The following is a 26,834-nucleotide window of genomic DNA, read 5'->3' on the forward strand; positions in this document are numbered from 1 at the left end:
CGTCCGGGCTTTCGCCCGGAAAAAGAATAGAAATACCGTTTCGGCGAAAGACAGACGCTCCGCGCGGGTGGTTTGGCGAAAGCTGTACGGCCCGTGTCGCCACGGATCAGCGGGACTATTCGTCCCTTGCCGCTGACGCGCCTCCGGCGGGAGGGCGGACGCCTTGCGTGTCCGTCCCCTGAACGACCCGACTTTAAGCGCCGGACCCCTTGAGGTCCCGCCCGCGCCGCGATCCGAAAGACCGCGACGAGATCGGACAGGTCCACCCCGCTCCACACGCCCCCGCCGCAACAAGATCGCAAGGCCCTGCGCCCTTCCCCGCGACGGGACGGAGAGAATGATAAGGGGGTTGGCGACCGGGCGGCGTCGAAGGGGGCGAGATTCGTGCGAAGCCTTGTGGGGCCGGGGACTGGATCGGCCGGGTTCGTCAGTCGAGCGATTTGGGCTGGCGCCCTAGACCTTCGCTTCCCTTCTCCCCTTGCGGGAGAAGGTGGCGGCCGGAGGCTGACGGATGAGGGGTCACACAGTAGAGGACGGTGAGGGCGGACCTGCCAAACAGGTGGACCGGTCGGAGTGACCCCTCATCCGACCCGCTGCGCGGGCCACCCGTCGTCGGATCGCATGCGATCCTTCCTCCACCCGCAAGGGGAGAAGGACGTGACAGGCCTCTCCCCGTTCGCCAGGCGGCGAGACCGGCAAATCAAACTTCAGTCGTTTTCCGTGCTTGCGCCCTCCGGAATCGCCCGCTATATCGCCCGCTCTCGCGCAGCGGTCCCTTCGTCTATCGGTTAGGACGTCAGGTTTTCAACCTGAAGAGAGGGGTTCGACTCCCCTAGGGACTGCCACGCGGGATTTTCCCGACATTGCCATATTCGCTTGCTGTGCGTCGCCTGACGGCACCGCCTGTTCCTGCCTCAGGGACGATTTCGGGCTGTCGCGGGGGCTTCCACGGCTGTCTGGGGCAAGGATGTTTCCCTAACGGTGTCAATGCGGATGGAAACGTGCGTTTTTGTCTTTTCCACAGGTCACGGAACCGTGGTAAATGAAACTTGTCCGCGTCAGGAGCGGGCGGGGGAAGTGTTGTTGTGTCTGATTTCGAGGGGACGGAGGTCGCGGACATCGTCCGGATCACCGGCCGGATCAAATGGTTCGATCCGGGCAAGGGCTATGGCTTTATCGTGCCGGACGAGCCCGCGCACACGGATGCCCGCGACGTGCTTCTGCACGTCAGCAGCCTGAGGGACAGCGGTCACGAGGCCGTGGGCGAAGGCGCACCGATCACCTGCGACTGCGTACGCCGGCCCAAGGGCTGGCAGGTAACCCAGGTCCACGATGTCGGCGAGGGTGCCCCGGTGTCACCGCGGGTTCGCCCCGGCGGCTACGAAAGCCTGCGTGGCGATCATCGCGGTCTGGAGGGGGCCGCGGCTGCGCCGTCGGGCGAACTCGAATCCGCCACGGTCAAATGGTTCAATCGCACCAAGGGTTATGGATTCGTGGTGCGCGCCAACGATCCAGGCGATATCTTCGTACATATCGAGACGCTGCGTCGCTTCGGTCTGGACGATCTGGTCCCGGGCGAGACGGTCAGGGTGCTGTTCGCCGAAGGTCCCAAGGGGCTGGTGGTGGCCGAGATCAAACCGGGCGACTGATCTGGTCGCCCTCGACAAGGGGCGAGCGAATGTCTGGACTGCGCAACCTGATCCTGGCCGGCGTGATGCTCGCGCTGACCGCTTGCGCGCCGGGCCCCAAGGCCCCGGAGGACAGCGCCGGTCGTCCTATGGAGGCGCTGACGGTGGTCACCGCCTCCGGTCCCCATGCCTTCTGGGTCGAGATCGCGGACGATGAGCCCGAGCGCCAGCGCGGCCTGATGTACCGTCCCCCGCTCGAGGACGATCGCGGGATGCTGTTCCAGTTCGATGTGGCCGAGGAACAGGGCTTCTGGATGCGCAACACGCCCAGTTCGCTCGACATCGTCTACATCGGGGCCGACGGAAAGATCGTCTCGATCGCCGGCCACACGACGCCCTTCTCGGAGGCGACCCTGCCGTCGAACGGGCCGGCCAAGGGTGTGCTGGAGGTCCGCGCGGGCCGGATGGACGAGATCGGAGCCAAGCCCGGCGACACAGTCCGGCACCCTTTCTTCGGCCACTGATCGGTTCGCGTTTGCGGCGCGGCACCGTTTGTGCCAAATCCCGCCGCCGGAGTGTAGCGCAGCCTGGTAGCGCATCTGGTTTGGGACCAGAGGGTCGGAGGTTCGAATCCTCTCACTCCGACCATCCCCCTTGGAAGCACTGCGCCTTCGGTCCCAAGGGACCCCTGACCGACCCATTTCGGGCCGGTACCGCCTCAAACCTCCACATCGTTAGCAAATTCGCAGGGGAACCCGGAGCATAGTGAACGTCTTCGGTCGTGCTGCGTTTTCAATGACAACGACCCGAGGACTTCTGGAGGCCATCATGAGTTACGCTCCGCTCCATCTCCACACCGATCACACCCGTGCGACGGCTGCTCGGCTGGGCGGCTGGATTGACAACCTCGTGGGCCGTGTTCTGGGCCCGCCGTCCGTCAAGCGCATCGCCGCCGACATCCGGTCCGGCCACATCGAGCGCTACGTCGAGCCAGGCGTGCGACAGGTCTATATGGATGACGGCAAGGTCTATGAGGCGACGGCTGCGGACGGCTGGGAACCGCATCTGGTTCGCTGAAATCGACGTCTCGACGGCGGGATGCGGCGCGCTATAAGACACGCTGTCTGACCTGTCGTCCGAGGAATCCATGCTGGCTCGCATCTACCGCCCCGCAAAGACCGCGATGCAGTCGGGCAAGGCCAAGACGAAGGATTGGCGGCTGGAGTTCGAACCGGCTTCGGCACGAACGGTCGATCCCCTGATGGGCTGGACATCATCGTCCGACATGAACGGTCAGGTCCGGCTGTCGTTCGAGACCAAGGAAGAGGCGGTCGCCTATGCCGAGCGGCACGGCATCGCCTTCCGACTTAGCGAGCCCCAGGAAGCGCCTCTGATCCTCAAGGCCTACGCTGACAACTTCGCGACCAGCCGCAAACAGTCCTGGACGCACTGAGCGATAAGGTGGGCATGGATCCAGCGGGTATCGCTCCCGGCTTGAGCCGCGGGGCCGTTGCCGCTAACCGTCTCCACGCTCCAGCGCCCATAGCTCAACCGGATAGAGCACCCGCCTTCTAAGCGGACGGTTGCAGGTTCGAGTCCTGCTGGGCGCGCCATTCACAACACCGGAGGCCTCGTGGCCCATATCAAGAATCAGACCCTGACCGGCGACCAGCATATCGACGGCGGCATCTACGAGGACTGTGTCTTCGAGAACGCGCGGATGATCTATGACGGTGGCACGCCGCCGCAGTTCATCAACACCAGCTTCACCGCCTCGCACTTCATGTTCGACAAGTCGGCGGGCAACACCGTCAACTTCCTGCGCGCCATGCTGCCGGCGCGGTCCAACATGCGCGAAGTCGTCTTCGGCCTGATGCCGGAACTGCGCCAGAATTAGCCGGCTGCGGCGTTCCAGGCGGCCAGACCGATCTCGAGGTCGGCGATCAGGTCTTCGGGGGCCTCGAGCCCCACGCTGATGCGAATTAGCTCGCCTTCCAGTGCCGTCGGTTGCTCGCGATAGGCCATCTGGTGGGTCTCGTGGGTGACGAGGCTCTCGAACCCGCCCCAGGAATAGCCGAGGCCGAACAGGCTGAGCGCATCCAGGAAGGCCTCGGCCCGCGTCTTTCCGATGCCCTTCATGACGACGCCGAACAATGACGCGGCCCCGGTGTAGTCGCGATTCCAGACCTCATGCGCCGGGTCGCCGGGCAGGGCGGGATAGAGGATGCGCGACACCTCGGGCCGACCTTGCAGCCAGGCGGCGATTTTCAGCGCCGACCGAGCCTGTTCTTTCATCCTCAGTGGCATGGTCCGCAGGCCTCGCAGCGCCAGCCAGGCGTCGTCGGGCGAGACGTGCCAGCCGTGGTCCTCCAAAGTCTCGGCAATCGACCGGCCGATCCTGGCGTCTCTGACGGCCATCGCGCCCATCAGCACATCGGAATGGCCCGAGACGTATTTGGTCACGGCCTGCACGCTCACATCGACGCCGTGCTCCAGCGGCTTGTAGGCCAGACCGGCACCCCAGGTGTTGTCCATGACCGTTAGGGCCCCGAGCGCCGTCGCCGCCCTGGCCAGATGGGCGACGTCCAGCATCTCGAACGTCAAGGACCCGGGTGATTCGATCAGGACCACGCGCGTCCGGTCCGAGATCATCCCTGCGACCGTCTCGGCATCGGCGTCCGGCGCATGATAACGCACCGTCACCCCGCGCGCCGCCATCCAGCGCGACAGGAACCGCCGGGTGGGCCCATAGCAGGCGTCGGTGGTCAGGATCTCGTCACCCGGCCGCACCAGGGCCATGACCGGCACCGTCACCGCCGCCAGCCCTGAAGGAACCAGAAAGACCTCCTCCGCCCCTTCCAGATCGGCCAGGGCCGCACGCAGTTCGCGCGCCGCAGAGGTGCCGTCCAGCCCATAGGTCGGACCCAGGCTGTCGTCGCGCATATCCCCGACCCGGTCCGACAGCATGGTCGAGGCGCGCTCGATCGGCGGATTGACGGGGCGGCGACCCTGTCCTCGGCGGGTCGCGCCGGCGATCAGACGTGTGCGGTCGGTCGGGGTCTTCATCGGCGACGAGGCTCTGGCGGTTGCGAAAAAGCCCCTAAAGGCCTCTAAAGCCCAAGGGGCGCAAGCACGACGAGGCGATGCGATGACGCGAGCGGCGAACGGATGGCGAGGTCTGGCGGCGCTGGGCTCTGTTCTCCTGGCGCTGGCCGGTTGTGATCGCCAGTCCGCCCCGACGGTCGCGCCCACTGAGGCACCGCCCTTGACGGCGAACGCCGCGCCCAAGGCGGCCAGTCCGACCCTCGCGGCGGTCAAGGCGCGCGGCTATCTTAACTGCGGCGTTCATCAGGGGCTGGTCGGGTTCGCCTACACCGACAACCGGGGCGAATGGCGCGGGTTCGACGTGGACTTCTGCCGGGTCATGGCGGCGGCGATCTTTGGTGACGGAGGCAAGGTCCGGTTCGTGCCCCTGACCGCCGACAACCGGTTCCAGACCCTCGCCTCGGGTCGTGTCGATGTCCTCTGGCGCAACACCTCCTGGACCATGGAGCGGGACACGGGTGGCCAGTTCACCTTTGCAGGCATCAACTACTATGACGGCCAGGGCTTCATGGTCCGCCGTGCCCTGGACCTGAGCAGCGCCACCGAGCTGAACGGTGCCCGGGTCTGCGTTGCCGCCGGATCGACCAGTGCTCTGAACGCCGACGACTATTTCCGATCGCGAGGCATCGCCTACACCCCCGTCGTCGCCCCGACCGAGGAGGCGGCGCGTCAGGCCTACGGGCGCGAGGACTGCGATGCCTTCACCGCCGACATCTCGGCCTTGGCGGCGGCGCGCACGACCCTGGGCGATCCGCAGCAGCACGTGATCCTGGCCGACGTGATTTCCAAGGAACCGCTGGGGCCCGTCGTACGCCGTGGCGACGAATCGTGGGGTGCGCTGGTTCGCTGGACCCTGGACGCCGTGGTTCTGGCCGAGGAACTCGGCGTCAACCGGGCCAATGCGAGGGCCATGGCCAAGGACGCCCGCGACCCGCGCGTCCGCCGCCTGCTGGGGCTGGACGGCGACTTCGGCGCGCGTATCGGCCTGTCGCGCACATGGGCCGTGGACGCGGTGGCGGAGGTCGGCAACTATGGTGAAATCTTCGAGCGGAACGTCGGGTCGCAATCTGCGCTCGACCTGGCGCGCGGCTTGAATGCACAATGGAATGCGCGGCCGGGCGGGCTGATCTACGCCCTGCCGGTACGCTGACGAATTTTCGAGGACGCCCGGGCGTCCGTGGGGGCTGAATGACCGAGACGAAAAAGGGCGGCCTGCCGCTTCACTGGATGATGCTGATCGGCTTCGTCGTGGGGCTGGCCGGAGGTCTGGCGGTCAATATGATGGTCGGTGCCGACACGCCCTGGGTCGTCTGGCTAACGTCGAACGTCACGGGCCCGGCGGGACAGATCTTCCTGCGTCTGTTGTTCATGCTGGTCATCCCCCTGTTGTTCTCGGCCCTGGTGGTCGGGGTGGCCGAGATGGGCGACCTGAAGTCGCTGGGCCGCGCGGGGATCAAGACCCTGCTGCTGACCATCGTGGTGTCGGGCATTGCGGTCGTCATCGGCCTGGGCATGGTCAATCTGTTCCGGCCGGGTGACGGCGTTGATCCCGAACTGGCCCGTGCGCTGCTGGATCAAGGCTCTGCGGGCGCGGCTGCCATCGTCGAGAAAGCCCCTGAGAGCATCCAGTTCGGCCAGTTCTTCCTCGACCTGATCCCGTCGAACGTCTTCACGGCGGCGTCGGAGAACCAGATCCTGCCGGTGATGATCTTCGCCCTGTTCTTCGGGATCGGGCTGGTGATGGCCAAGTCGCCGGCGACCGACCGGCTTCAGACCGTGATCGAGGGCATTCTCGAGGTGACGATGAAGCTCATCAATATGGTCATCAAGCTGGCCCCCTATGCGATCGCTTGCCTGATGTTCAATCTGGCCGCCCTGTTCGGGTGGGATCTGCTGGTCCGGCTGGCGGCCTATGTGGGCGTGGCTGTGGGCGCGATGCTGATCCACATGTTCGTGGTCTATCCGCTGGTCGTCTGGATCGGCGGCGGCATGAACCCGGTGACCTTCTTCAGAGGCGTGCGCCAGCCGATGGTCGTCGCCTTCTCGACCGCCTCGTCCAACGCCGCCCTGCCGGTCTCGCTGAAGGCGGCGGAGGAGCAACTGCATCTGCCGCGCAAGATCGCCCGCTTCGTCCTGACGGTCGGCGCGACCGCCAATCAGAACGGTACGGCCCTGTTCGAGGGGGTGACGGTGCTGTTCCTGGCGCAGTTCTTCCAGATCGAGCTGTCCCTGACCCAGCAGTTCATCGTGATGCTGGTCTGTATCCTGGGCGGCGTCGGGACGGCCGGGGTGCCGGCGGGGTCGTTGCCGGTCGTGGCGATGATCCTGGTCATGGTCGGGGTGCCGGCGGAGGGCATCGGCCTGATCCTGGGCGTCGACCGGTTCCTGGACATGTGCCGGACGACGCTGAACGTCACGGGCGATCTGGTACTGGCCACTGTGGTCTCGCGCGGCGAAACCGACGATGTCGTCCCGGCGGACGAGCCCGAGCCCTGGGTGGCGAAGGCTTAAGCGCCGACGACGACCGGGGTTTCCGCCCGCCCGCCCCATTCGGCCCATGACCCGTCGTACAACCGGCTGTCCTGGCCCAGTTCGGCCAAAGCCAGGGTCAGGACGGCGGCGGTGACGCCCGAGCCGCAGCTGGTGATCAGGGGCCGGGTCATGTCCACGCCCGCCTGACGGAACACGGCCGCAAGATCCTCCCCACGGCGCAGGGCTCCTTTTTCGGTCAGGACCGATTTGAACGGCACGTTCAGCGCGCCCGGCATATGGCCGGAGCGCAGGCCCGGCCGGGGCTCAGCGGCCTCGCCCCGGAACCGCGCAGCGGGGCGGGCATCCAGGATCTGGGCGTCGCCGGTCAGGGCCGACAGCATCGCAGGCAGGTCGGCGACGGCACCGGCCCGCATCGACGGACTAAAGATCGCGGGCATCGGCGCAGGCGGCACGCCGGTCTCGACCGGCCGGCCCTCGGCGCGCCAGGCGGGCAGGCCCCCGTCCAACACCCGCACATCTGATGCCCCCATCAGCCGGAAGGTCCACCAGACCCGCGCCGCCGAGAACAGGCCGACGCTGTCGTAGACGACGATGGTGTCCGTCTCCGCGATCCCCAGCGCGCCAGTGGCTTCGGCGAAGACTGCGGCGGTTGGCAGCATATGCGGCAGGTCGGACGTGTGGTCAGACACGGCGTCGAGGTCGAAGAAGACCGCGCCGGGGATACGTTCGGCCTCGAACTCCGTTCGACCGTCGCGGGCGTCCAGATGCCAGCTGGCATCGACGATCCTCAGGCGCGGATCGCCGATCATGGCGGCGAGGTCGGCGGTCGAGACCAGGGGGGATGTGTCAGCCATGGCCTACACTAACACGGCCGGCCGGAGCGGCGGAACGCTGCGGCTCGTACTGGGCGACCAACTTTCGGACGGGCTCAGCGCGCTCGCTGACCTCGACCCCGACCGCGACGTCGTACTGATGGCCGAGGTGCGCGACGAGGCCACCTACGTCCGTCATCACAAGCAGAAGATCGCCCTGACCTTCGCCGCGATGCGCAGCTTCGCCCTGCGGCTGGAGGCGCGGGGGATCACCGTCCGCTACATCCGCATCGACGACCCGGCGAACAGCCATTCGGTCATCGGCGAACTCCATCGCGCCCTCGACGACCAGCCGTTCGAGGCGGTCGTGATGACCGAATGCGGCGAGTGGCGGCTGGCGGAGGCGCTCGCGGCCTTCGCCAAACTGACCAAGGCAGAAGTCCAAATTCGCCAGGATGATCAATTCATCTGTTCCCATGACCGCTTCCGGCGTTGGGCCTCGGGCAAGAAGCAACTGACGATGGAGTTCTTCTATCGCGAGATGCGTCGCGAGACCGGCATCCTGCTCGACGACGGCAAGCCGGTCGGGGGCCAGTGGAACTACGACGCCGAGAACCGCCGGAAACTGGCCAAGGGCATCCGGCCGCCCGAAAGGCTGCGGATCCCGCCAGACGCGGTGGCCATCGAGGCTATCGCCGACGTGGCACGACTGTTCCCCGACCATTTCGGCGATCTGGCGGACTTCGGCTGGCCGACGACGGCGGAACAGACCGAGGTGGTGCTGACCGACTTCCTGGCGAACATCCTGCCGGGCTTCGGCGACTGGCAGGACGCGATGGCGCAAGGGCAGCCGTGGATGTGGCACGGGCTGATCTCGACCTCGATCAATCTCGGGCTGCTCGATCCGCTGGACGTCTGTCGGCGCGCAGAGGTCGAGTATCGGGCCGGCCGGGCACCGCTGAACGCGGTCGAGGGCTTCATCCGCCAGATCCTGGGCTGGCGCGAGTTCGTGCGCGGCATCTACTGGCTGAAGATGCCGGAGTATGCGCAGCGGAACTTCCTCGACGCCGACAGGGTCCTGCCCTGGTTCTTCTGGTCGGGAGAGACCGACATGGCCTGCGTGGCCGACGTCGTGGCGACCAGCCGGGACAACGCCTACGCCCATCATATCCAGCGGCTGATGGTGACCGGAAACCTGATGATGCTGCTGGGCGTGCATCCCGACGCGGTCGATGACTGGTACATGACCGTCTATGCCGACGCCTATGAATGGGTGGAGATGCCCAATACGCGAGGGATGGCGACCTTCGCCGACGGCGGGATCATGGGCACCAAACCCTATGCGGCGTCCGGGGCCTACATCGACCGGATGAGCGACTACTGTGCAGGCTGTCGCTACGACGTGAAGGCCAAGGCGGGGGAGGGGGCGTGTCCGTTCAACCGGCTCTACTGGGGGTTCCTGGAGCGCAACAGGCCGCGCCTGCGCGACAATCACCGGCTGGCCATGCCCTATCGCACGCTGGACGGCTTCGGCGAGGACCGGCGCGCGGCCCTGCTGGCCGAGGCGGAGACGACGCGGACCATGCTGGGGGCCGTGCCTCAGTCGTGAGGGTATTCGGCCTTGCCGCTGACCTTCGTGAGCGCGGCCAGCGCCCGCTCACGCGCCTCCGCATGATCCACGATCGGTCTCGGATAGTCGTGGCCCAGCCGCAGGCCGACACCCCGCGTGATCTCGACCGGCGCGGTCCAGGGCGCGTGCAGATATTTGTCGGGCAGGCGGGCAATCTCGGGCACCCATTTGCGGACATACTTGCCCTCAGGATCGAACTTCTGGCCCTGGGTGATCGGATTGAAGATGCGGAAATAGGGAGAGGCGTCGGCGCCGGACCCCGCCACCCACTGCCAGTTCTGGACGTTCGACCCCAGGTCGGCATCGACCAATGTGTCCCAGAACCAGGCCTCGCCGCGCCGCCAGTCGACCAGCAGGTCCTTGATCAGAAAGGACGCCACGATCATCCGCACCCGGTTGTGCATCCAGCCGGTCTTCCACAGCTGGCGCATCCCGGCATCGACGATCGGGTAGCCGGTCCGACCCTGTGTCCAGGCGGTGAAGCCCGCGTCGTCGTCCAGCCAGGGAAAGGCGTCGTACTCGGGCCGGAACGCCCTGTCCGTCATCTGCGGGAAGTGATGCAGCAGGTGGGCCGAGAACTCGCGCCAGGCGATTTCGGCGATGAACTTGTCGGCTTCGGCGGCCGGGACCTTGCCGTCCGCCGCCGCGTCTCGAGCCGCACCGATAGCGCGCCAGGGACTGATCTCGCCCCAATGCAGGTGGGGCGACAGGCGACTGGTGGCCGGCAGGGACGGGATGTCGCGCCCCTTGCCGTAGTGGTCCAGGCCATGGCGCACGAACCGGCCAAGGGCCGCCGTCGCCCCCACCTCGCCCGGCGTCCAGTCGAAGCCGCCGGACCAGTCGGGAAGCGTGGGGTGAAGACCCCATGTGTCGATGTCGTCGCTGTCCAGTTTCGGCCCGCCCGACAGATCGCGTGGCCCCGTGGTGTGCGGCGGGCCCTCGGTCGCGGCCAGCAGGGCGTTCTTGAAGGGCGTGAACACCTTGTACGGCCCGCCCGAGCCGTTCAGCACCGAACCCGGTCGCGCCATCAGGGCCCCGTTGTAGCCCTTGCACTCGATGCCGTCGGCCTTCAGCCCATGGGCGATATCGGCGTCACGGGCCCAGGCGTCGGGCTCGAACAGCCGGTTCATGAAGACGGTGTCGGCACCGGTCTGATCGATCAGCCGACGCAACTCGGCTTCCGAATCGCCGCGTCGCAGGATCAGTTCAGCCCCGCGTTCCTTCAGGCCAGCGGCCAGGGCCCGCAGCGACTTGTCCAGCCACCACAGCGACGCTGCGCCTCTCGGGCGTCCATCACCGGCGTCGTCCAGGATATAGACCGGGATCACCGGCCGTCCGGTCTCCGCCGCATGGTTCAAGGCGGGGTTGTCGGCCAGACGCAGGTCGCGGCGGAACCACAGTATGACCGGGGCGGCGTCGTCGGTGGTCACGCGGGCGAACTCCGTGATATCTTGAATCAAGCTGGCGAAGACGCCACCTCAGCGCCCCATAGCCGTGGCAAGGGCCGCACGCCATAAGCCCGCATCAAGTCCGAAGGTTTCGCCCGTGAATGCTCCCCAGACCGTCATCACCCTGTCCGGAAACGGGATCACCCGGCCCGTCGTCATCGGCGGCGGGGGCCGCATCGCCTTCATCGCCGGCCCCTGCCAGCTCGAAAGCCGCCAGCACGCGCTGGAGATGGCCCATGCCCTGAAGGAGATCGGTGAGCGGCTGAACGTCGGGATCATCTACAAGACCAGTTTCGACAAGGCGAACCGCACCTCGGCGGGCGCGGCGCGGGGTTTCGGGCTGGAGGGGTCGCTGCCGATATTCGCCGAAATCCGCGAAGTCACCGGCCTGCCGGTCCTGACCGACGTCCATACTGAGGAGCACTGCCGGATCGCCGCCCAGGCCGTGGATGTGCTGCAGATCCCGGCCTTCCTCTGCCGCCAGACCGACCTGCTGCTGGCCGCCGCCGCGACCGGCAAGGCGATCAACGTCAAGAAGGGCCAGTTCCTGGCCCCCTGGGACATGAAGAACGTCATCGCCAAGGTGACAGGTGCGGGCAATCCCAACGTCATGGCCTGCGAACGTGGTGCCAGCTTCGGCTACAACACCCTGGTCAGCGACATGCGGGCCCTGCCGGTCATGCGCGACATCGGTTGTCCCGTGGTGTTCGACGCGACCCACAGCGTTCAGCAACCGGGCGGGCAGGGGACGTCGTCGGGCGGCCAGCGCGAGTTCGTGCCGGTGCTGGCCCGTGCGGCGGTGGCCGTTGGCGTTGACGCCGTCTTCATGGAGACGCACCAGGACCCGGACAACGCTCCGTCCGACGGCCCCAACATGGTGCCGCTGAACCAGTTCGAGGCCCTTTGCGCCGAACTTCTGGCCTATGACGACCTGTCCAAGGCGCGGATGGCGAAGGCCGCCTGAATCCGGTAGTTCGGCGACATGGCTGAACACACCCTCGATCTGGGCACCCTTCAAATCCTGCTGGACCGCGTGCGCGGGCTGGAGATCGCCTGCGTCGGCGACCTGATGCTGGATCGATATGTCTACGGCGACGTGACGCGCCTGTCGCCGGAAGCGCCGATCCCGGTGCTGAAGTCGAAGCGGACCATCTCCATGCCCGGCGGGGTGGGGAACGTGGCCCGCAACGTCGCGGCTCTCGGCGGGCAGGCGCGACTGGGTGCTGTCGCGGGACATGATGCCGCCGGTGACGAACTGGTCGCCCTGGTTGCCGCTGAGGCCGGTGTGGCCGACTTTATCGACCGGCCGGACGCCGCCTCGACCATCGTCAAGACGCGCTTCGTCTCGGCCGGGCAACAGTTGCTCAGACTGGATGACGAGCAGGTCTCGGTCGGGGTGTTCGACCGTGAGCAGGTCTTCACCGGGGCCTCGGCCATCCTGTTGTCCGACTATGACAAGGGGGTGGTGACCGAGCGGCTGATCCGGTCGGCGCTGTGGGCGGCGGAGGCCTCGGGAGCGCCGGTGATCGTCGATCCGAAGGGCCGTGATTTCGCCCGCTATGGTGCGGTGACCGTCATCAAGCCGAACGCGTCGGAACTCGCGGGGGCCACGGGGCTGCCGGTCGAGACAGACGCCGAGATCGAGGCGGCGTTGACGGCGCTGCTGGAGGCGATGACCGCCAAGGCCATCGTCGTCACCCGTGCCGGCAAAGGTATGTCGCTGGCCGAGCGGGGCAAGCCCGTGAAGCATTTCCCCGGCCGGGCGCGCGAGGTGTTCGACGTCTCGGGTGCCGGTGACACGGGCCTTGCGGCACTAGGGCTGGCCCTGGCGGCGGGGGCGTCGCTGGAGCAGGCGGTTCAGCTGGCGATCCTGGCGTCCGGTGTCGTGGTCGGAAAGAGTGGCACGGCGGTCGTGACCCCCACTGAACTGATCGACGCCGAGATGAGCCAGCACGCGTCCCTGGCCCACGCCAAGGTGACGCCACTGGATGATCTGGCGGCCCAGGTCGAGGCCTGGCGGGCGATGGGGCTGAAGGTCGGGTTCACGAACGGCTGTTTCGACATCCTGCACCGGGGGCACGTCGCCTATCTGGCCCAGGCGAGGTCGTGGTGCGACCGGCTGGTGGTGGCGCTGAACACCGACGCCTCGGTCAGGCGACTGAAAGGCGACGGCAGGCCGGTCAACGACCTCGACAGCCGGGCCGTGGTCATCGGCGGCCTGGCCAGCGTGGATCGGGTGACGAGCTTCGACGATCCGACGCCGATCACCTTGATCGAACGGCTGCGCCCCGATGTCCTGATCAAGGGGGCGGACTATACGCGCGAGGGCGTGGTCGGCGGCGACCTGGTCGAGAGCTGGGGCGGTGAGGTCCGGCTGGCCGCCTTCCAGGACGGCTATTCGACGACGAAGACGATCGAGAAGCTGTCGGGAGATGCGGCATGAGGAAGATGATCGTCGTCACCGGCGGTGCGGGCTTCATAGGCTCCAACATCGTCGCCCGGCTGACGGCCGAGGACGCGTACGACGTCGTGGTCTGCGACCGGCTGGAAACCGCAGACCTGGCCAAGTGGAAGAACCTGGCCAAACACCCGATCGCCGACTTCTGGGCGCCCGAAGACCTGTTCGAGATGCTGGAACGCCACGCCGAGGTCATCGAGGCGGTGGTACACATGGGGGCCATCTCTGCGACGACGGAGCCGGACGCCGACCTGATCCTGAGGACCAACTTCACCCTGTCGCGCGACCTGTGGGACTGGTGTTCGATCCGCGATGCGCGGTTCATCTATGCGTCCTCGGCGGCGACTTACGGTGACGGGCTGGACGGGTTCGAGGACGATGACAGCCTTTCGGCCCTGTCTGGGTTGCGGCCGCTGAACGCCTACGGCTATTCGAAAATGCTGTTCGACCAGTATGCGGCGCGGCAGTCGGATCGTGGCCAGTCGCCCAGCCAGTGGGCGGGTCTGAAGTTCTTCAACGTCTATGGCCCCAACGAGAGTCACAAGGGGTCGATGAAGTCGGTGGTGGCCCAGATATGGCCCAAGGTTGCGGCGGGCGAGACCGTCACGCTGTTCCGCTCGCACAACCCCGACTACGCTGACGGCGGCCAGATGCGGGACTTCGTCTTTGTGGACGACGTGGTCGATATCGTCGTCTGGCTCCTGGACAGTCCGCACGTCTTCGGGGTGTTCAATGCCGGGTCGGGACAGGCGCGGTCCTTCCTTGATCTTGCCAACGCCACCTTCGCGGCGGCGGGCAAGACGCCGTCGATCGCCTATGTCGACACTCCCGAGGTGATCCGCGACAAGTATCAGTACTTCACCGAGGCCCGGATGGAGCGGTTGCGCGCCGCTGGCTATCCCGGCCAGTCCACGCCTCTGGAAGAGGGCGTCCGGCGCTATGTGCAGGACTATCTGGCCTCCGCGGACCCCTGGCGATGAAGCGGTCACGCCTGACGCTGAGGCAGGTGATCGGCTGGACCGGCCTGGTTCTGGTGGGGCTGCTGGCCCTGGCCATCGCAGTCTGGCGTGGCGACATCCTGCGCGCGGCGCTCGATCCGCAAGTGCCGTTTCAGACCTATGAGCCGCCGCCCGCACCGGACTATGCCCGCCCTGACAGCTGGGCCCTGCTTGATGCCCGGGCACCTGGTTCAGGGGGCGCCGCGGTATTCTTCGTGCATTCGACGACCTACGACGGTGGAAGTGACTGGAACGGTCCGGTGGGTGACCGCGAGGCCGACGCCTATCTGAGGCGTGTCGTGATCCCCAACTACGCCGGGCCGTTCGAACGGTCGGGCGCGGTGACGGCGCCCCGATATCGCCAGGCCAGCCTCTATACGCGTCTGACGTTACGGAACGATGCCCGAGACGCCCGGGCCTTCGCCTATCGCGACATCGCCGCCGCCTTCGACGTCTTCATCACCAGCCATCCGACGGGGCCGATCGTGCTGGCAGGGGTGGAACAGGGTGGGGAGTTGCTCGATCGCCTGGTGCGCGAGCGGATCGCGCCGGATGCCGCCCTGGGGCGGCGGATGGTTGCCGTCTATCTGATGGATACCATCGTCGCGATGGAGGCCTTGAGTCCGGCCATACCAGCCTGTGGGTCACGCCGGCAGATCGCCTGTGTCGTCGGCTTCTCTCAGGTGGGGGATGACGACAACGGGGCGGCGGCACGGCGGCTGAGGCGGGCCCTGGTCTGGAACGAGAGGGGGCGGCTGGTCGATCTCGGTGGGCGCGCGGCCCTGTGCGTCAATCCGGTGACCGGCAGCCCCTCTGGCGAGCTCGTGCCTGCCAGGCGGCATCTCGGAGCGGCCAATGCGACGGGGCTCGAGTGGGGCGTGCGTCCGGCGTTCCTGGACCGCCTGGTGACGACCCAGTGCCGCGACGGCCTGCTGCGCCACAGCCTTCCCAAGTCCGAGGCCTTCAGAGAGGTCGGAGACTGGGCGGATCGACGAAAGGCGCGGCAATACAACCTGTTCTACGCCGACATCGAGGCAGACGTGCAGGCCAGGCTCGGCGTCTGGCAGGCCCGAAATCCGAACGGCTAATCCAGTCCGGTTCTATCGTTACGCCAGTCGAACAAAGCCTCCAGCACCTGAACCGCCTGACCCCGTTCGGAGGTCAGCTCGGGGTCGCGGCCCAGCACAAGGCGGGCGTCGTCGGCGGCGGCCAGCATCAGCTCTCGGTGCCGGATCGGGTCGGCGAAGCGGTAGGCGGGAAAGCCGCTCTGCTTGAGGCCCAGGGGATCGCCGCCGCCACGCAAGCGGAAGTCCTGCTCGGCGATCTCGAAGCCGTCTTCGGAGCGGCGCAGGGTCTCCAGCCGTTCGCGGGCGGTCTCTCCCAAGGCACCATCTGTTCCGCCGCCGCCGTAGAGCAGGATACAGGCGCTGGACCTCGATCCACGTCCGACGCGCCCGCGCAGCTGATGCAACTGGGCCAGGCCGAAGCGGTCGGCGTGCTCGATGACCATGATGGAGGCGTTGGGGACATCCACGCCGACCTCGACCACCGTCGTGGCGACCAGCAGCGGCAGGCGGCCATCGGCGAAGTCGGCCATGACCGCCTCGCGCTGGGCGCCCGGCATCTGGCCGTGGGCGAGGCCGACCTCGAGGCCCAGGATGCGGCGCAGGTCGGCGGCCCTTTCCTCGGCAGCGGCGAGGTCGGAGACCTCGCTTTCGGCCACGAGGGGGCAGATCCAGTAGGCCTGGGCTCCGCCTTCGATGGCGGACTTGAGCCGGGCCGCGACCTCGCCGATGCGGGCCAAGGGCAGGACGGCAGTGGCGACAGGCGTGCGACCCGGGGGCTTTTCCGTCAGGCGGCTGACGTCCAGTTCACCGTACTGGGTCAGCTCCAGCGTCCGGGGGATCGGCGTCGCCGACATGGTCAGCAGATGGACACCGCCGATTCGAGGGTCCCCCTTGGCCTGAAGCCGCTGGCGCTCGTTGACGCCGAACCGGTGCTGTTCGTCGATGACGGCGAGGGCCAGCCGGTCGAAGCGAACCGCGTCCTGGAACAGGGCGTGGGTGCCGATGGCGACCTTGGCCCGGCCGGTCGCCAGCGCGTCCAGCCGCTCGCGCCGCTCCGCCGGGGTGTCCCGGCCGGTCAGCAGGATGGTGGGGGCGCCGGCGGCCTCCAGCATCGGGGCGAGGCGCTGCCAGTGCTGGCGGGCCAGGATCTCGGTCGGGGCCATCAGGGCGGACTGGAAGCCGCTGGAGGCCGCATCGGCCAGGGCCAGAAGGGCGACCGCCGTCTTGCCCGAGCCCACGTCCCCCTGCAGGAGCCGGCCCATCTGTTCGCCTGAGGCCAGGTCGCGCCGGATCTCCGCGACGGCCTGGGCCTGCGCATTGGTCAGGCGGAAGGGCAGGGCGGCCTCGACCGCCGCAGAGACCGGGCCGGGCGTCATCATCGGTCCGGGAGTGATCGACCGGGCTCGTCGACGGCGAGCGAGGGCCAGTTGGTGCGCGAACAGTTCATCGAAGGCCAGCCGCTGTCGCGCCGGGGCGTCGGGACCGAGGTCGAGCTCGGACTGAGGTGCGTGGAGGGCCTCCAAGGCCTGCCGCCAGCCGGGCCAGCCCTGTCTGGCGATCCAGGCCGCGTCCTGCCATTCGGGCAGATCGGGCGCCGCCGCGAGGGCCCCGATGGCGAGCTTGCGCACCACGCGCGAGGACAGGTTTGCGCTGCCCGGATAGACGGGTTCGATCGCGGGGATCTCCTCGCCCTTGTCCAGCGGCACGATCCAGTCGGGATGGACGATCTGGACCTCGTTGTTGAACCGCTCGACCTTGCCGGAAACCAGACGCCGCTCGCCGCGCGGCAGCTGGCGGTCGATGTGCTGGGGGCTGCCGCCGAACCAGACCAGGTGGACGAAGCCGGTCTCGTCGGAGGCCCGGACCTTGAGCGGGGCCCCCGGCTTGCCCGGTACGATCAGCCGGTCTACGACGACGTCGAACACACCGGTCTCGCCCTCGACGGCATCGGCGGCCGTGGTGCGGCGGCGGCGGATCAGTCCGGTGGGGCCCAGGAAGACCATGTCGCGCACCAGAGGCCCGGCCAGCTTCTGGACCAGAGGCGCGATCTTGGCCCCCACCCCCTTCAGGCTGGTGACCTCCGCGAACAGGGGAAAGAGAATCTGGGGCCGCATGGTGGGTCAAGCTATAGCGGGGCGCGTGGAGAGGCGCACCGGGGAACGGTGGATCAGGCTACGGCCGGACTCTCCAGACTCGAAAAACAGAGTCCGAAGAGTCCGAAGAGTCCGGACTCGAAAAACAGAGTCCGAAGAGTCCGTTGAGTCCGGACTCTCTGAGGCGGACGGGGCACCTGGCGCAGGATTTCAAAGACCGGGATCGCAAGGGCAGTCTACCATGCTCCCGGCCGGCGCCAGGTCGGAGCGGTCGAGAATCGTACAATCCCTTATGGCGCAAGGGATTGGGACGCTGAAGTTTGAAAGTTGGCTGGGGCATTCACCTCCACATCGCCGAAGGGCGATGGGGAGGACAGACCGCGAAGCGGTCAGGCGGGGGCGACACGGTGTCAGCAGATGGCATCGACAGCGTGTGACGTCATCGACCGGGTCGCCCCCTCCTGATCGGCGAAGCCGCCGATCTGTCCTCCCCACGCGCCTTCGCGCATGTGGAGGTGAGTTGCCGTCTGGCGGAAACACATCGGGAACGCTATCTGAGGCGCGACATTCCCTGACGCGCCCTGCTGGATCGCCGGCTTGGCGCCGAACTCAATTCCCGACCGGGCAAGGATGCTTGTGGCCGACACCGACGCACGTTCAGACGACACTGCAGCGACCCAGCGACTGGGCCGGATCACCTTTCGCGCCTGGCGGCGGGGGTTCCGAGAGTGCGACATGGTGCTGGGGCCGTTCGCCGATGCGGTGGGGCCGAGCCTGAGCGTCGAGGAACTCGATGCGTTCGAGGCCCTGCTGGGGCAGGACGACGACCATCAGCTCTATGCCTGGATCACGGGGACGGAAATCCCGCCAGCCAAGCATGAGACGGTCCTGATGAGCAAGATCCGTGACTTCATGCGCGACCACGTCGCCCATGCGGTCAATGAGGGGATCGGTTGATGGACGGGGCTGTCCCGAAGCGTCGATCCGACCAGGAGCTGGGCGGCGCGCCCGAAGGTCTCGATGCGCTCACCGTCGCCGAACGGCTGAAGGCCCGGGGCGGCGTCGCCGTGTTTGTGGCGCGGGACTATCAGCGCGCAGGCGTATTCGCACAGGCAGTGCGGTTTTTCTCGAAAGACATTGAAGTCCTTGATTTTCCGGCCTGGGATTGTCTACCCTACGACCGGTTGAGCCCGACTTCGGCGGTCTCGGCCGAGCGGATGGCGGCCCTGACCGAACTGGCGGGCCGACCCGACAGCGACCGGTCGCCCCTGCTGGTGGTGACCACGATCGGGGCGGCCATGCAGCGGACCCCGCCGCGCGAGGTGACCCAAGGGGCCGGCTTCGACGCCAAGGTGGGGCTGGATCTCGATCAGGCGGCGCTGGAACGATATTTCGCGGTCAACGGCTATATGCGCGCCTCGACCGTCAACGAGCGGGGCGAATACGCCGTGCGCGGCGGGGTCATCGACGTCTTCCCGCCGGGGTTCGAGGAGCCGGTTCGACTGGACATGTTCGGGTCGGAACTGGAATCGATCCGCACCTTCGATCCCGGCACCCAGCGATCGACGGGTCAGCGCAAGGCCATATCGCTGTCGCCGGTATCCGAGGCGCTGCTGGATGCCGACAGCATCTCGCGCTTCCGCACCGGCTATCTGAACCTGTTCGGTGCGGGCGGGGACGATCCCCTGTACGCCGCCGTGTCCGAGGGGGCGCGGCGTCAGGGCTTCGAACACTGGCTGCCGCTGCTGTATCCGGGGCTGGAGAGCCTGTTCGACTATCTGCCGGACGATGCGGCAATCTTTTTGGACCATCAGGTCGAGAGCGCGCGCGCTGAACGCTGGACCCTGACGGCCGATGCCTATGAGGCGCGGCGCGAGGCGGCCAAGGCCAAGGGGGGTGCGGCGAACCGGGCCCTGCCGCCCGAGCGGCTGTATCTGCCTGAAGGTGAGTGGAACGCGGTCCTGGCCGGGCGTGAGGTGCGGCGGCTGACGCCGTTTGCCGGTTCGGGCGAGGACGCGGGTGGCCGGCTGGGGCGGACCTTCGCGGCCGAGCGGGCCCAGGACAGCGTCAACCTGTTCGAGGCCGTTGCCGCCCATGCCGCGGCGCTGAAGGCCGAGGGCAAGCGTGTGGTGTTCGCGTCCTGGACCGAAGGCTCGTCGGACCGGCTTTCGGTCATGCTGGCCGACCACGGTCTGGATCACGTCGTCGCCGTGCGCGACTGGGCCGATGTGCAAAAGGCGCCGAGGGACCTGTATCTGCGGGCCGTCCTGCCGGTCGAGCACGGCTTCGTCACCGACAGCCTGGCGGTGATTTCCGAAACCGACATGCTGGGCGACCGGCTGGCCCGGCCCAAGCGAAAGCGCCGCGCGTCCAACTTCCTGGCCGAGGCCTCTGCCCTGACGACGGGCGATCTGGTCGTCCACCTCGATCACGGCATCGGTCGGTACGAGGGATTGAAGACGCTGGATATCCAGCAGGCCCCGCACGATTGTCTCGAGCTTCTGTATGCGGGCGAGAGCAAACTCTATCTACCCGTTGAAAACATTGACCTGCTGACGCGGTACGGTACGGGTTCGGACGACGTGCAGCTGGACCGGCTGGGCGGAGCCGGCTGGCAGGCCCGGAAGGCCAAGGCCAAGGCCCGGCTGCGCGACATGGCCGAGGGGTTGATCGCCCTGGCCGCCAAGCGTGCGCTGAAGACGGCCGATCCGATCGTGCCGCCGCACGGCCTGTTCGACGAATTCTGCGCCCGCTTCCCGTACGAGGAAACTGACGACCAGCTGAACGCCATCGGCGACGTGCTGGAGGATCTCGGCAAGGGCACGCCGATGGACCGGCTGATCTGCGGCGACGTCGGGTTCGGCAAGACCGAGGTGGCGCTGAGGGCGGCGTTCGTGGTGGCCATGACGGGCCAGCAGGTGGCTGTGGTCTGCCCGACGACGCTTCTGGCGCGCCAGCATTTCAAGACCTTCAGCGAGCGGTTCGCCGGCTGGCCGATCACGGTGCGGCACCTGTCGCGCATGGTCACGGCCAAGGATGCCGGCGAGACCCGGGCGGGCCTGAAGAACGGCACGTTCGAGATCGTCGTGGGGACCCATGCGGTCCTCAGTGAACAGGTCGGGTTCAGGGATTTGGGCCTTGTTATTGTTGATGAAGAGCAACATTTCGGGGTCAAGCACAAGGAGAAGCTGAAGTCTTTGCGGGCCGACGTTCACCTGCTGACCCTGACCGCGACGCCGATCCCCCGCACGCTCCAGATGGCGCTGTCGGGCATCCGCGAGATGTCGATCATCGCCACCCCGCCGGTCGATCGCCTGGCTGTGCGGACCTATGTGACGCCGTGGGATGCGGTGCTGATCCGCGAGGCCCTGCTGCGCGAGAAGTATCGCGGGGGCCAGGCCTTCTATGTCTGTCCGCGTCTGTCGGACCTGCCCGAGATCGAGAAATTCCTGCGCGAACAGGTGCCCGAGATCAAGTTCGTGGTCGGGCACGGCCAGATGAGCCCGACCCAGCTGGAGGACGTGATGAGCGCCTTCTATGACGGGTCCTACGATGTGCTGGTTTCGACCACGATCGTGGAGAGCGGCATCGATATTCCGACCGCCAACACCCTGGTCGTCCACCGCGCCGACATGTTCGGCCTGGCCCAGTTGCACCAGATCCGGGGCCGGATCGGGCGATCGAAAGCCCGCGCCTTCGCCTATCTGACCACAGATCCGAAGAAGCCGCTGTCCCTGTCGTCCGAGCGGCGGTTGCAGGTGCTGCAGTCGCTCGACAACCTGGGGGCCGGGTTCCAGCTGGCCAGCCACGACCTGGACCAGCGCGGCGGCGGCAATCTGCTGGGCGACGAACAGTCGGGCCATATCCGCGAGGTGGGCGTCGAGCTCTATCAGCAGATGCTGGAGGACGCGGTGGCATCCCTGCGCGTGGCGGGCGAGGAGGTCGTGGATCGCGGCTGGTCCCCGGCCATCAATGTCGGGGCGGCAGTCCTGATTCCAGAGGATTACGTGCCGGACCTGAATGTCCGTCTGACCCTGTACCGCCGCCTGTCCGACGCCGAGAATACCGAGAGCCGCGAGGCCCTGGCCGCCGAACTGATCGACCGGTTCGGGCCATTGCCGGATGAGGCGAAGCAGTTGCTGCGCATCGTGGGCGTCAAGGCGAACTGCAAGATCGCCTGTATCGAGCGCATCGATGCGGGGCCCAAGGGGGCGGTGCTGACCCTGAGGAACGGCAGTTTCCCCAATCCGATGGGGCTGGTCGGGCTGATCCAGAAGAACCACGCCTCGTGGAAGATCCGGCCGGACCAGAAGATCGTCGTCATGGGCGACTGGCCGACGCCGGAGGACCGGCTGAAGGTGGCCGAACGGATCACCCGGGATCTGGCGCGGGTGGCGACGGCCTGACGGGTTGCGTCAGGGCGTGGCGAAGGCGCTGATCAGTGCCGTCATCTCCAGTGTCTGGCTTGGGTCGAGCCGGACGAGGCCGGAGTTCTCGCCGGGCGGGGCATTGTGGGCGTCCGGGCGGTGGGTCACGGGCTCGATGCAGATGAAGTCGGCCCCCTGTGGCGCATAGACCTGGGCCCAGCGAGCGTTGGGCGAGGCGGTGATCTCGACGACGTGGCCGGCGTGGGTCAGGCGGGCGGTGCCGGTCCAGTCGGCATAGGCATTGTCGACGAACGGGGCGGCGGCGACCGGGGCGCCCCTGCTCCAGTCGTGGATCGCCGAGGCCTCGGCCAGACGGGTCGGGATCTCGTCGGCACCGTTCAGCCAGACGCGAGGGGCCGGGGGGGTCAGGATCGTGCCGGGTTCGGTCGCGAAATAGGGATGCAGACCCAGCCCGGCGGGCATGGCCCGATCGCCCTGGTTCGTGATCGTCAGGCCCAGGGTGACGCCTTGCTCGTCGAGGGCGATGTCGTGAGTGGCGCTCCAGGCCCAGGGCCACTCCGGCGACGGCTCGCAGGGCAGGGTCAGGCGAATTGCGTGGTCGGTCTGCCGCTCGACCGTCCATGGCCGGTGCCAGCCGATGCCGTGCAGGGCGTGGGGCTCGAACCCCGACGTGGCGGGCAGGGTGGTGTCGGCCCCGTCCCAGGCGAACCGGCCCTGCGCGATGCGGTTGGCGTAGGGCACCAGGGGGAAGTTGCCGGTCGACAGGGGATCACTCGCATTGTCCGGCGCGCGTCGTAGGACATCACGTCCCTGCCAGGTCAGGCTCAGGATGGAGGCACCGAGGTCGGGCGACACCGTCAGTCGCCAGTCGCCGTGGGTCAGGGTGATCACAGTCTGACCCGGTTCTGCGGCAGGCCGGGGGTCTCGACCCGCAGGCGGTACAGGCCACCGAGCGTCGGCTGGGCAGGGCGCTTGTCGGCGTTCCCAAGCCAGGCCGTGGTGCAGTAGAGGTCGCGCAGGTCGTCGCCGCAGAAGGCGGCCTTGGTCACGGTCTGGACCGGGAAGCGGATCGTGCCGATGCGCTCGCCGTCGGGGGCGAACCGGGCGACGCCCCAGCCGTTGAACAGGCCGACGTGCAGGACGCCTGATGAATCCACACTGGGGCCGTCGCAGTAGCCGTCGGGGGTCTCGGCGAACAGTCGCTTGTTCGAGACGACGCCGTCCGAATGGTCGAAGGCGTAGATGCGCTTCTGGAGCGTGTCGTGGTGATAGAGGGTGCGGCCGTCGGGGCTGAGGGCCGGGCCGTTGGTGACGCCATAGTCGTCGTCATGGCGCGTCACGAGCCCGTCGGCGAAGCGGTAGAGGGCACCGGTCTGTTGCTCTTCCGAATCGTCCATGGAGCCGAACCACAGGGAGCCGTCCGGGGCGACGAAGCCGTCGTTGAGCCGGTTCTGGGGTCGGTCGGCCTCGACGGCGACGATCAGATCGAACCGGCCGGTCTCGGGATCGAAGCGGTGGAGCCCGCTGCGCACGCCGCAGACCAGTGCGCCGTCGGTGGCGGGCAGGGCGAAGCCGGTCTGGTCCGGCGTGTCCCAGCTGTCGGTCGCGCCGTCGTCGTGGCCGTAGCGATGCAGCCTGCGGCCCTTGATGTCGACGAACCAGACACAGCGGCGTTCCGCGTCCCACACGGGCCCTTCGCCGAGTTCGGCCTGAATGTCCCAGACAAGCTCGGGTGCAGCGTCCTGAATCGGCATGAGTTCGTGATCTTCCGGTGCATCAGACAAGCCTCTGAACCGCCTATACTCATACAAATGAAGGGTCGCCAGCCTTGCCGTCGCCGTGGATGGCGGAGGCTGATAAGCAGGGACGCAGGCGGCAAACCTGCGTCCCTCCAATCCATCAGTGCCCGGCGACCGGAGCCGAGGCCTCATTGCGCGGACGCGAACGGATGCACAGCACGGCGAAGACCGTCAGCAGGGCATAGCCGATCAGGGGCACCACGAAGGCCGGCGACACCCGTCCCGACAGGTCGGCGATATGGCCCGCCAGCGGCGGCAGGAAGGCCCCGCCGATGATACCAAAGACCAGCAGGCCCGAGGTCGCGGACGTCGGCGCGGTCGATCGCTCCAGCGTCAGGGTGAAGATGGTCGGGAACATGATCGAGTTGAACAGGCCGATCGACAGGGCCGCATAGGCCGCCGACACGCCGCCGCCTTGCGTCACATACAGGCACAGCAGGCCGGCGACGACGGTGCAGAAGGCCAGCACGATCCCGGCCTTCACGTAGCGCAGCACGACCGCGCCGATGAACCGCCCGACCATGGCCCCCAGCCAGTAGAGGGCGACCATCTTGCCGGCGGCCTCCATGGGCTTGTTCAGGATGTCGGGGCTGTTGAGGAAGTTGGTCATCATCGTGCCGATGGCGACCTCGGACCCGACGTAGACGAAGATGGCCAGGGCGCCGAGGATGGCCCAGGGCGATCCCAGGGCCTTGAGCGGCGAGGACTCACCGGCAGGAGCCGCCTCGGGCGCCGCCGCGTCGATCCGCTTGCGCGCCGAGAAGATGAACAGGGCGACCAGCAGGAAGAAGCCGCCGAGCGCCAGGAAGGCGATGTCAATGCTGCGCAGGGACTGACCCCGCGTCGCCGCCGTGACGGCCGCGCCGGCCGCGAAAACGCCGCCGGTCAACAGGACGTGCGAACCCAGCCAGGGACCGATCGCGGTCCCCAGCGAGTTGAAGGCCTGTGAGAGGTTCAGGCGGAAGTGGGTGCGCTTGGCCTCGCCCAGCACCGCGACCAGCGGATTGGCCGCAACCTGCAACAGGGTGACGCCCGAGGCGATGACGAACAGGGCCAAAAGCACGCCTGCGTACTGGTCCAGGGCCGTGGCGGCCGGAACGATCAGACAGCCCAGCACCATGACGCCGAGTGCGCCGAGGATCGCCCGGGAATAGCCGAGCCGCGACAGGATGGCCGCGGCGGGCAGGGAGGCCACGCCGTAAGCGATGAACCAGGCCGATCCGGTGAGGAAGGCCTCGGTATAGCTGAGGTCGAACACCCGCTTCACCGCCGCGACCAGGGGATCGAGCAGGGACGTCGCGAAACCCCAGGCAAAGAACAGGGTCGTCACATAGGCGAAGGCAGCGCCGGCCCCCTTGGGCGGGCTGGTCGTGGTCGTGGTCATTGAGGTCTCCCCGGAGGCTCGGATTCGGCTGTGTATCAGCGTGACGTGTCGGCGGGCGTCGCGCCAGAGGCGAAGCGGGCCTCGACCGGCGGATAGAGGTCCCAGACGCGACGGTCGGCCAGGGACCGGAGCAGTTTCAGATACTCGGCGTGGGTCCAGGCCAGGGGCGTGGCCGAGTCGGTGCCTTCGCCCGTCGTGTAGGTGTGGACCCCGTTCGCGCCGACGCCGTCCCAGACCTGTTCCGGCATCAGCAGGCCGTCGTTGGCGAACCGCTCCATGCCCCGGACATAGGTGCGGCGAATGTCGGCGATGGCCCGGTCGGTAGCGTTCCCGCGCAGCGCGCGCGCCAGTTCATAGTGACCACGCTCGCCGGTAAAGATCGGCCAGACCCGGCCGCGCTGACCCGGTGCCATGACGCCGCCGATGCCGTAGTTGCCGCCGCTGGTGGTGTCCTCGCCGTATCCGTCGATGCCGTAGCGCCGCCAGCCGGGGGTCGTGTCGCCGACAGGTCCGAAATCGTAGCGGACGCGGGTCAGGTCCTCGCGCGTCTGGTCGTCGTATTCGGGCAGGGTGGCCAGGATTTCGGCGTCATCGGCGGCGCGGACGCCGTAACGGACCAGCTCCAGGAAGCCGCCGTCCACGACCCGGTCCTGGGCCTGACCCGGCTGGCCGTTGTTGTCGCCCATCTTCGCGTGACTGTTCGGATCCTCGGTCTTGGACAGGCGCAGGAAATAGTCGCCGTCGCCGAACGCGCCGTCGGTCGTGAACATCCGCGCCTCGATCTTGCTCGAATAGTCGTCGGCGGCGGCCAGGTAGCGGGTGGCCGAGGCCGGATCACCCGATGCCGTGGCGATGTCGGCCGCGACGGTCAGGCCGGTGATGACGGCAGCCGTGGTCGAGGGCGAATGGCCGTCCTGTTCCTCCCACCGCTCCTGCTGAGTGAAGGGCGGGGTGATGGTCGCATCGTTCCACAGCAGGCCGACCTTGCCGCCATCGACGAGGAAGTCGGCGGCGGGTTTGATCATGCGCGTGTACATGGTCGCCATCTCGGCGTCGGAGACCTCACCGGCCTTCCACAGTCGCCAGCCCAGCATGATCGGCATGGCGGTCTGGTCGAGCTGGACCCCGACCCATTCGATCTGGCCGTCCACATGGGTCTTTTGCAGGAACCAGCCGGTCGTGCCGGTATTTCCGGGCGTGTCGGCGCGAACCTGGACCTGGGGCAGGTAACGGAAGGCGGCCAGCGGCGTCTCGGTGTCGCCGAGCGCCAGCAGGGCCATGGCCACCTGATAGAAATCGCGCGGCCAGACGGCCTTGTACCCGGTCGAGGCGGTGGTCGCGTCCACCGTGTCGCCCCACGGATTTGACAGGGAGGCGATCAGGGCCCCGGCGTGGGTCCGGTCCTCCTGTACCTTGAGCATCAGGGCCGAGGCATAGGCCAGCTTACCGCCGTCGGTCGATTGTTCAGCCATGCGGGGCAGTTCGCTCAGGGTGCCGAGCCAGTCCTGCCAGCCGACGCGGTCGCCCTCGC

22 protein-coding genes and 3 tRNA genes are annotated in these 26,834 nt (G+C 67.5%); 17 read left to right on the top strand and 8 right to left on the bottom strand.

Annotated features, from left to right (window positions below; genetic code table 11):
* The first annotated feature begins 770 nt into the window (after nucleotides 1-770).
* From ACILQR_RS06610 to ACILQR_RS06645, 8 genes are all read left to right on the top strand, one after another.
* Nucleotides 771-845: transfer RNA gene (locus ACILQR_RS06610), tRNA-Glu, on the top strand.
* A 240-nt stretch (nucleotides 846-1,085) separates the two neighbouring features.
* Nucleotides 1,086-1,649: a cold-shock protein gene (locus ACILQR_RS06615; protein ID WP_395650677.1), complete on the top strand. Its 564-nt coding sequence runs from the start codon at nucleotides 1,086-1,088 to the stop codon at nucleotides 1,647-1,649.
* A gap of 29 nt (nucleotides 1,650-1,678) precedes the next feature.
* Nucleotides 1,679-2,152: a DUF192 domain-containing protein gene (locus ACILQR_RS06620; RefSeq protein WP_395650678.1), complete on the top strand. Its 474-nt coding sequence runs from the start codon at nucleotides 1,679-1,681 to the stop codon at nucleotides 2,150-2,152.
* A gap of 47 nt (nucleotides 2,153-2,199) precedes the next feature.
* Nucleotides 2,200-2,276, top strand: a tRNA-Pro gene (locus ACILQR_RS06625).
* Between the two features lie 180 nt (nucleotides 2,277-2,456).
* On the top strand, nucleotides 2,457-2,705 hold the full coding sequence (locus ACILQR_RS06630; protein WP_395650679.1) for a hypothetical protein: 249 nt from the start codon (nucleotides 2,457-2,459) through the stop codon (nucleotides 2,703-2,705).
* Between the two features lie 70 nt (nucleotides 2,706-2,775).
* Entirely contained in the window at nucleotides 2,776-3,081 is a 306-nt protein-coding gene (locus tag ACILQR_RS06635) for an ETC complex I subunit (protein WP_271143985.1), read from the top strand.
* An 83-nt stretch (nucleotides 3,082-3,164) separates the two neighbouring features.
* Nucleotides 3,165-3,241: transfer RNA gene (locus ACILQR_RS06640), tRNA-Arg, on the top strand.
* Nucleotides 3,242-3,261: 20 nt separating this feature from the next.
* Nucleotides 3,262-3,525: a hypothetical protein gene (locus ACILQR_RS06645; RefSeq protein ID WP_271144048.1), complete on the top strand. Its 264-nt coding sequence runs from the start codon at nucleotides 3,262-3,264 to the stop codon at nucleotides 3,523-3,525.
* On the opposite strand, the gene metC is transcribed toward ACILQR_RS06645, so the two are convergent.
* A complete protein-coding gene (gene metC, locus ACILQR_RS06650) occupies nucleotides 3,522-4,694 on the bottom strand; it encodes a cystathionine beta-lyase (protein WP_395650680.1) in 1,173 nt (390 codons plus the stop codon). The genes ACILQR_RS06645 and metC overlap by 4 nt on opposite strands.
* An 82-nt stretch (nucleotides 4,695-4,776) precedes the next feature.
* Between metC and ACILQR_RS06655 the strand changes: the two genes are divergently transcribed.
* Both ACILQR_RS06655 and ACILQR_RS06660 read left to right on the top strand, forming a co-directional pair.
* Nucleotides 4,777-5,883, top strand: a complete 1,107-nt coding sequence (locus ACILQR_RS06655) for an amino acid ABC transporter substrate-binding protein (RefSeq protein WP_395650681.1) — start codon at nucleotides 4,777-4,779, stop codon at nucleotides 5,881-5,883.
* A 38-nt stretch (nucleotides 5,884-5,921) separates the two neighbouring features.
* The gene (locus ACILQR_RS06660; protein ID WP_395650682.1) at nucleotides 5,922-7,244 is read left to right on the top strand and encodes a dicarboxylate/amino acid:cation symporter; all 1,323 of its coding nucleotides are present in this window, start codon (nucleotides 5,922-5,924) and stop codon (nucleotides 7,242-7,244) included.
* Here the strand turns inward: ACILQR_RS06660 and sseA are convergent.
* A complete protein-coding gene (gene sseA / locus ACILQR_RS06665) occupies nucleotides 7,241-8,080 on the bottom strand; it encodes a 3-mercaptopyruvate sulfurtransferase (RefSeq protein WP_395650683.1) in 840 nt (279 codons plus the stop codon). The genes ACILQR_RS06660 and sseA overlap by 4 nt on opposite strands.
* Here sseA and ACILQR_RS06670 point away from each other — a divergent pair.
* The gene (locus ACILQR_RS06670; RefSeq protein WP_395650684.1) at nucleotides 8,079-9,647 is read left to right on the top strand and encodes a cryptochrome/photolyase family protein; all 1,569 of its coding nucleotides are present in this window, start codon (nucleotides 8,079-8,081) and stop codon (nucleotides 9,645-9,647) included. The two genes, sseA and ACILQR_RS06670, sit on opposite strands and share 2 nt — an antisense overlap.
* Here ACILQR_RS06670 and ACILQR_RS06675 read toward each other — a convergent pair.
* Complete coding sequence (locus ACILQR_RS06675) at nucleotides 9,638-11,098, bottom strand: cryptochrome/photolyase family protein (protein WP_395650685.1); 1,461 nt, start codon at nucleotides 11,096-11,098, stop codon at nucleotides 9,638-9,640. The genes ACILQR_RS06670 and ACILQR_RS06675 overlap by 10 nt on opposite strands.
* 64 nt (nucleotides 11,099-11,162) lie before the next feature.
* Here ACILQR_RS06675 and kdsA point away from each other — a divergent pair, with 64 nt between their 5' ends.
* From kdsA to ACILQR_RS06695, 4 genes are read left to right on the top strand one after another with little or no spacing between them, the layout of a single operon-like run.
* Nucleotides 11,163-12,080, top strand: a complete 918-nt coding sequence (gene kdsA / locus ACILQR_RS06680; RefSeq protein WP_395650686.1) for a 3-deoxy-8-phosphooctulonate synthase — start codon at nucleotides 11,163-11,165, stop codon at nucleotides 12,078-12,080.
* 18 nt (nucleotides 12,081-12,098) lie between these two features.
* On the top strand, nucleotides 12,099-13,559 hold the full coding sequence (rfaE2, locus tag ACILQR_RS06685) for a D-glycero-beta-D-manno-heptose 1-phosphate adenylyltransferase (protein ID WP_395650687.1): 1,461 nt from the start codon (nucleotides 12,099-12,101) through the stop codon (nucleotides 13,557-13,559).
* Between the two features lie 5 nt (nucleotides 13,560-13,564).
* Complete coding sequence (gene rfaD / locus ACILQR_RS06690) at nucleotides 13,565-14,554, top strand: ADP-glyceromanno-heptose 6-epimerase (RefSeq protein ID WP_395650694.1); 990 nt, start codon at nucleotides 13,565-13,567, stop codon at nucleotides 14,552-14,554.
* Entirely contained in the window at nucleotides 14,551-15,660 is a 1,110-nt protein-coding gene (locus ACILQR_RS06695; RefSeq protein ID WP_395650688.1) for a DUF3089 domain-containing protein, read from the top strand. Before rfaD ends, ACILQR_RS06695 begins: the two co-directional genes overlap by 4 nt.
* On the opposite strand, the gene recG is transcribed toward ACILQR_RS06695, so the two are convergent.
* Nucleotides 15,657-17,753, bottom strand: a complete 2,097-nt coding sequence (recG, locus tag ACILQR_RS06700; RefSeq protein WP_395650689.1) for an ATP-dependent DNA helicase RecG — start codon at nucleotides 17,751-17,753, stop codon at nucleotides 15,657-15,659. The two genes, ACILQR_RS06695 and recG, sit on opposite strands and share 4 nt — an antisense overlap.
* Before the next feature lie 609 nt (nucleotides 17,754-18,362).
* Here recG and ACILQR_RS06705 point away from each other — a divergent pair.
* Entirely contained in the window at nucleotides 18,363-18,689 is a 327-nt protein-coding gene (locus ACILQR_RS06705; RefSeq protein ID WP_395650690.1) for a succinate dehydrogenase assembly factor 2, read from the top strand.
* Nucleotides 18,689-22,138, top strand: coding sequence for a transcription-repair coupling factor (gene mfd, locus ACILQR_RS06710; protein ID WP_395650691.1), 3,450 nt, complete (start codon nucleotides 18,689-18,691; stop codon nucleotides 22,136-22,138). The genes ACILQR_RS06705 and mfd overlap by 1 nt, the downstream gene beginning before the upstream one ends.
* Nucleotides 22,139-22,147: 9 nt before the next feature.
* Here mfd and ACILQR_RS06715 read toward each other — a convergent pair whose 3' ends face one another.
* The 4 genes from ACILQR_RS06715 to ACILQR_RS06730 all read right to left on the bottom strand — a co-directional run.
* A complete protein-coding gene (locus ACILQR_RS06715; RefSeq protein WP_395650692.1) occupies nucleotides 22,148-23,011 on the bottom strand; it encodes an aldose 1-epimerase in 864 nt (287 codons plus the stop codon).
* Complete coding sequence (locus ACILQR_RS06720) at nucleotides 23,008-23,874, bottom strand: SMP-30/gluconolactonase/LRE family protein (RefSeq protein ID WP_271144062.1); 867 nt, start codon at nucleotides 23,872-23,874, stop codon at nucleotides 23,008-23,010. The genes ACILQR_RS06715 and ACILQR_RS06720 overlap by 4 nt, the downstream gene beginning before the upstream one ends.
* A 145-nt stretch (nucleotides 23,875-24,019) precedes the next feature.
* Nucleotides 24,020-25,303 (bottom strand): sugar MFS transporter, encoded by a 1,284-nt coding sequence (locus ACILQR_RS06725; protein ID WP_271144063.1) that lies wholly within the window; start codon nucleotides 25,301-25,303, stop codon nucleotides 24,020-24,022.
* 35 nt (nucleotides 25,304-25,338) lie between these two features.
* A partial coding sequence (locus tag ACILQR_RS06730; protein WP_395650693.1) for a glycoside hydrolase family 15 protein occupies nucleotides 25,339-26,834 on the bottom strand: 1,496 nt, incomplete at its 5' end.

Origin of the sequence: Brevundimonas sp. (assembly GCF_044239655.1) — a bacterium.
In the GTDB taxonomy this organism is placed as follows: domain Bacteria; phylum Pseudomonadota; class Alphaproteobacteria; order Caulobacterales; family Caulobacteraceae; genus Brevundimonas.

Bases quoted from the DNA above. Each gene is read 5' to 3' on its own strand.
- ACILQR_RS06655 (WP_395650681.1), top strand. From the start codon at position 4,777: ATGACGCGAGCGGCGAACGGATGGCGAGGTCTGGCGGCGCTGGGCTCT.
- ACILQR_RS06635 (WP_271143985.1), top strand. From the start codon at position 2,776: ATGCTGGCTCGCATCTACCGCCCCGCAAAGACCGCGATGCAGTCGGGC.
- ACILQR_RS06725 (WP_271144063.1), bottom strand. From the start codon at position 25,303: ATGACCACGACCACGACCAGCCCGCCCAAGGGGGCCGGCGCTGCCTTC.
- rfaD (WP_395650694.1), top strand. From the start codon at position 13,565: ATGATCGTCGTCACCGGCGGTGCGGGCTTCATAGGCTCCAACATCGTC.
- ACILQR_RS06720 (WP_271144062.1), bottom strand. From the start codon at position 23,874: ATGCCGATTCAGGACGCTGCACCCGAGCTTGTCTGGGACATTCAGGCC.
- recG (WP_395650689.1), bottom strand. From the start codon at position 17,753: ATGCGGCCCCAGATTCTCTTTCCCCTGTTCGCGGAGGTCACCAGCCTG.
- ACILQR_RS06660 (WP_395650682.1), top strand. From the start codon at position 5,922: ATGACCGAGACGAAAAAGGGCGGCCTGCCGCTTCACTGGATGATGCTG.
- rfaE2 (WP_395650687.1), top strand. From the start codon at position 12,099: ATGGCTGAACACACCCTCGATCTGGGCACCCTTCAAATCCTGCTGGAC.
- metC (WP_395650680.1), bottom strand. From the start codon at position 4,694: ATGAAGACCCCGACCGACCGCACACGTCTGATCGCCGGCGCGACCCGC.
- mfd (WP_395650691.1), top strand. From the start codon at position 18,689: ATGGACGGGGCTGTCCCGAAGCGTCGATCCGACCAGGAGCTGGGCGGC.
- ACILQR_RS06620 (WP_395650678.1), top strand. From the start codon at position 1,679: ATGTCTGGACTGCGCAACCTGATCCTGGCCGGCGTGATGCTCGCGCTG.
- ACILQR_RS06670 (WP_395650684.1), top strand. From the start codon at position 8,079: ATGGCCTACACTAACACGGCCGGCCGGAGCGGCGGAACGCTGCGGCTC.
- ACILQR_RS06630 (WP_395650679.1), top strand. From the start codon at position 2,457: ATGAGTTACGCTCCGCTCCATCTCCACACCGATCACACCCGTGCGACG.
- sseA (WP_395650683.1), bottom strand. From the start codon at position 8,080: ATGGCTGACACATCCCCCCTGGTCTCGACCGCCGACCTCGCCGCCATG.
- ACILQR_RS06705 (WP_395650690.1), top strand. From the start codon at position 18,363: ATGCTTGTGGCCGACACCGACGCACGTTCAGACGACACTGCAGCGACC.
- ACILQR_RS06695 (WP_395650688.1), top strand. From the start codon at position 14,551: ATGAAGCGGTCACGCCTGACGCTGAGGCAGGTGATCGGCTGGACCGGC.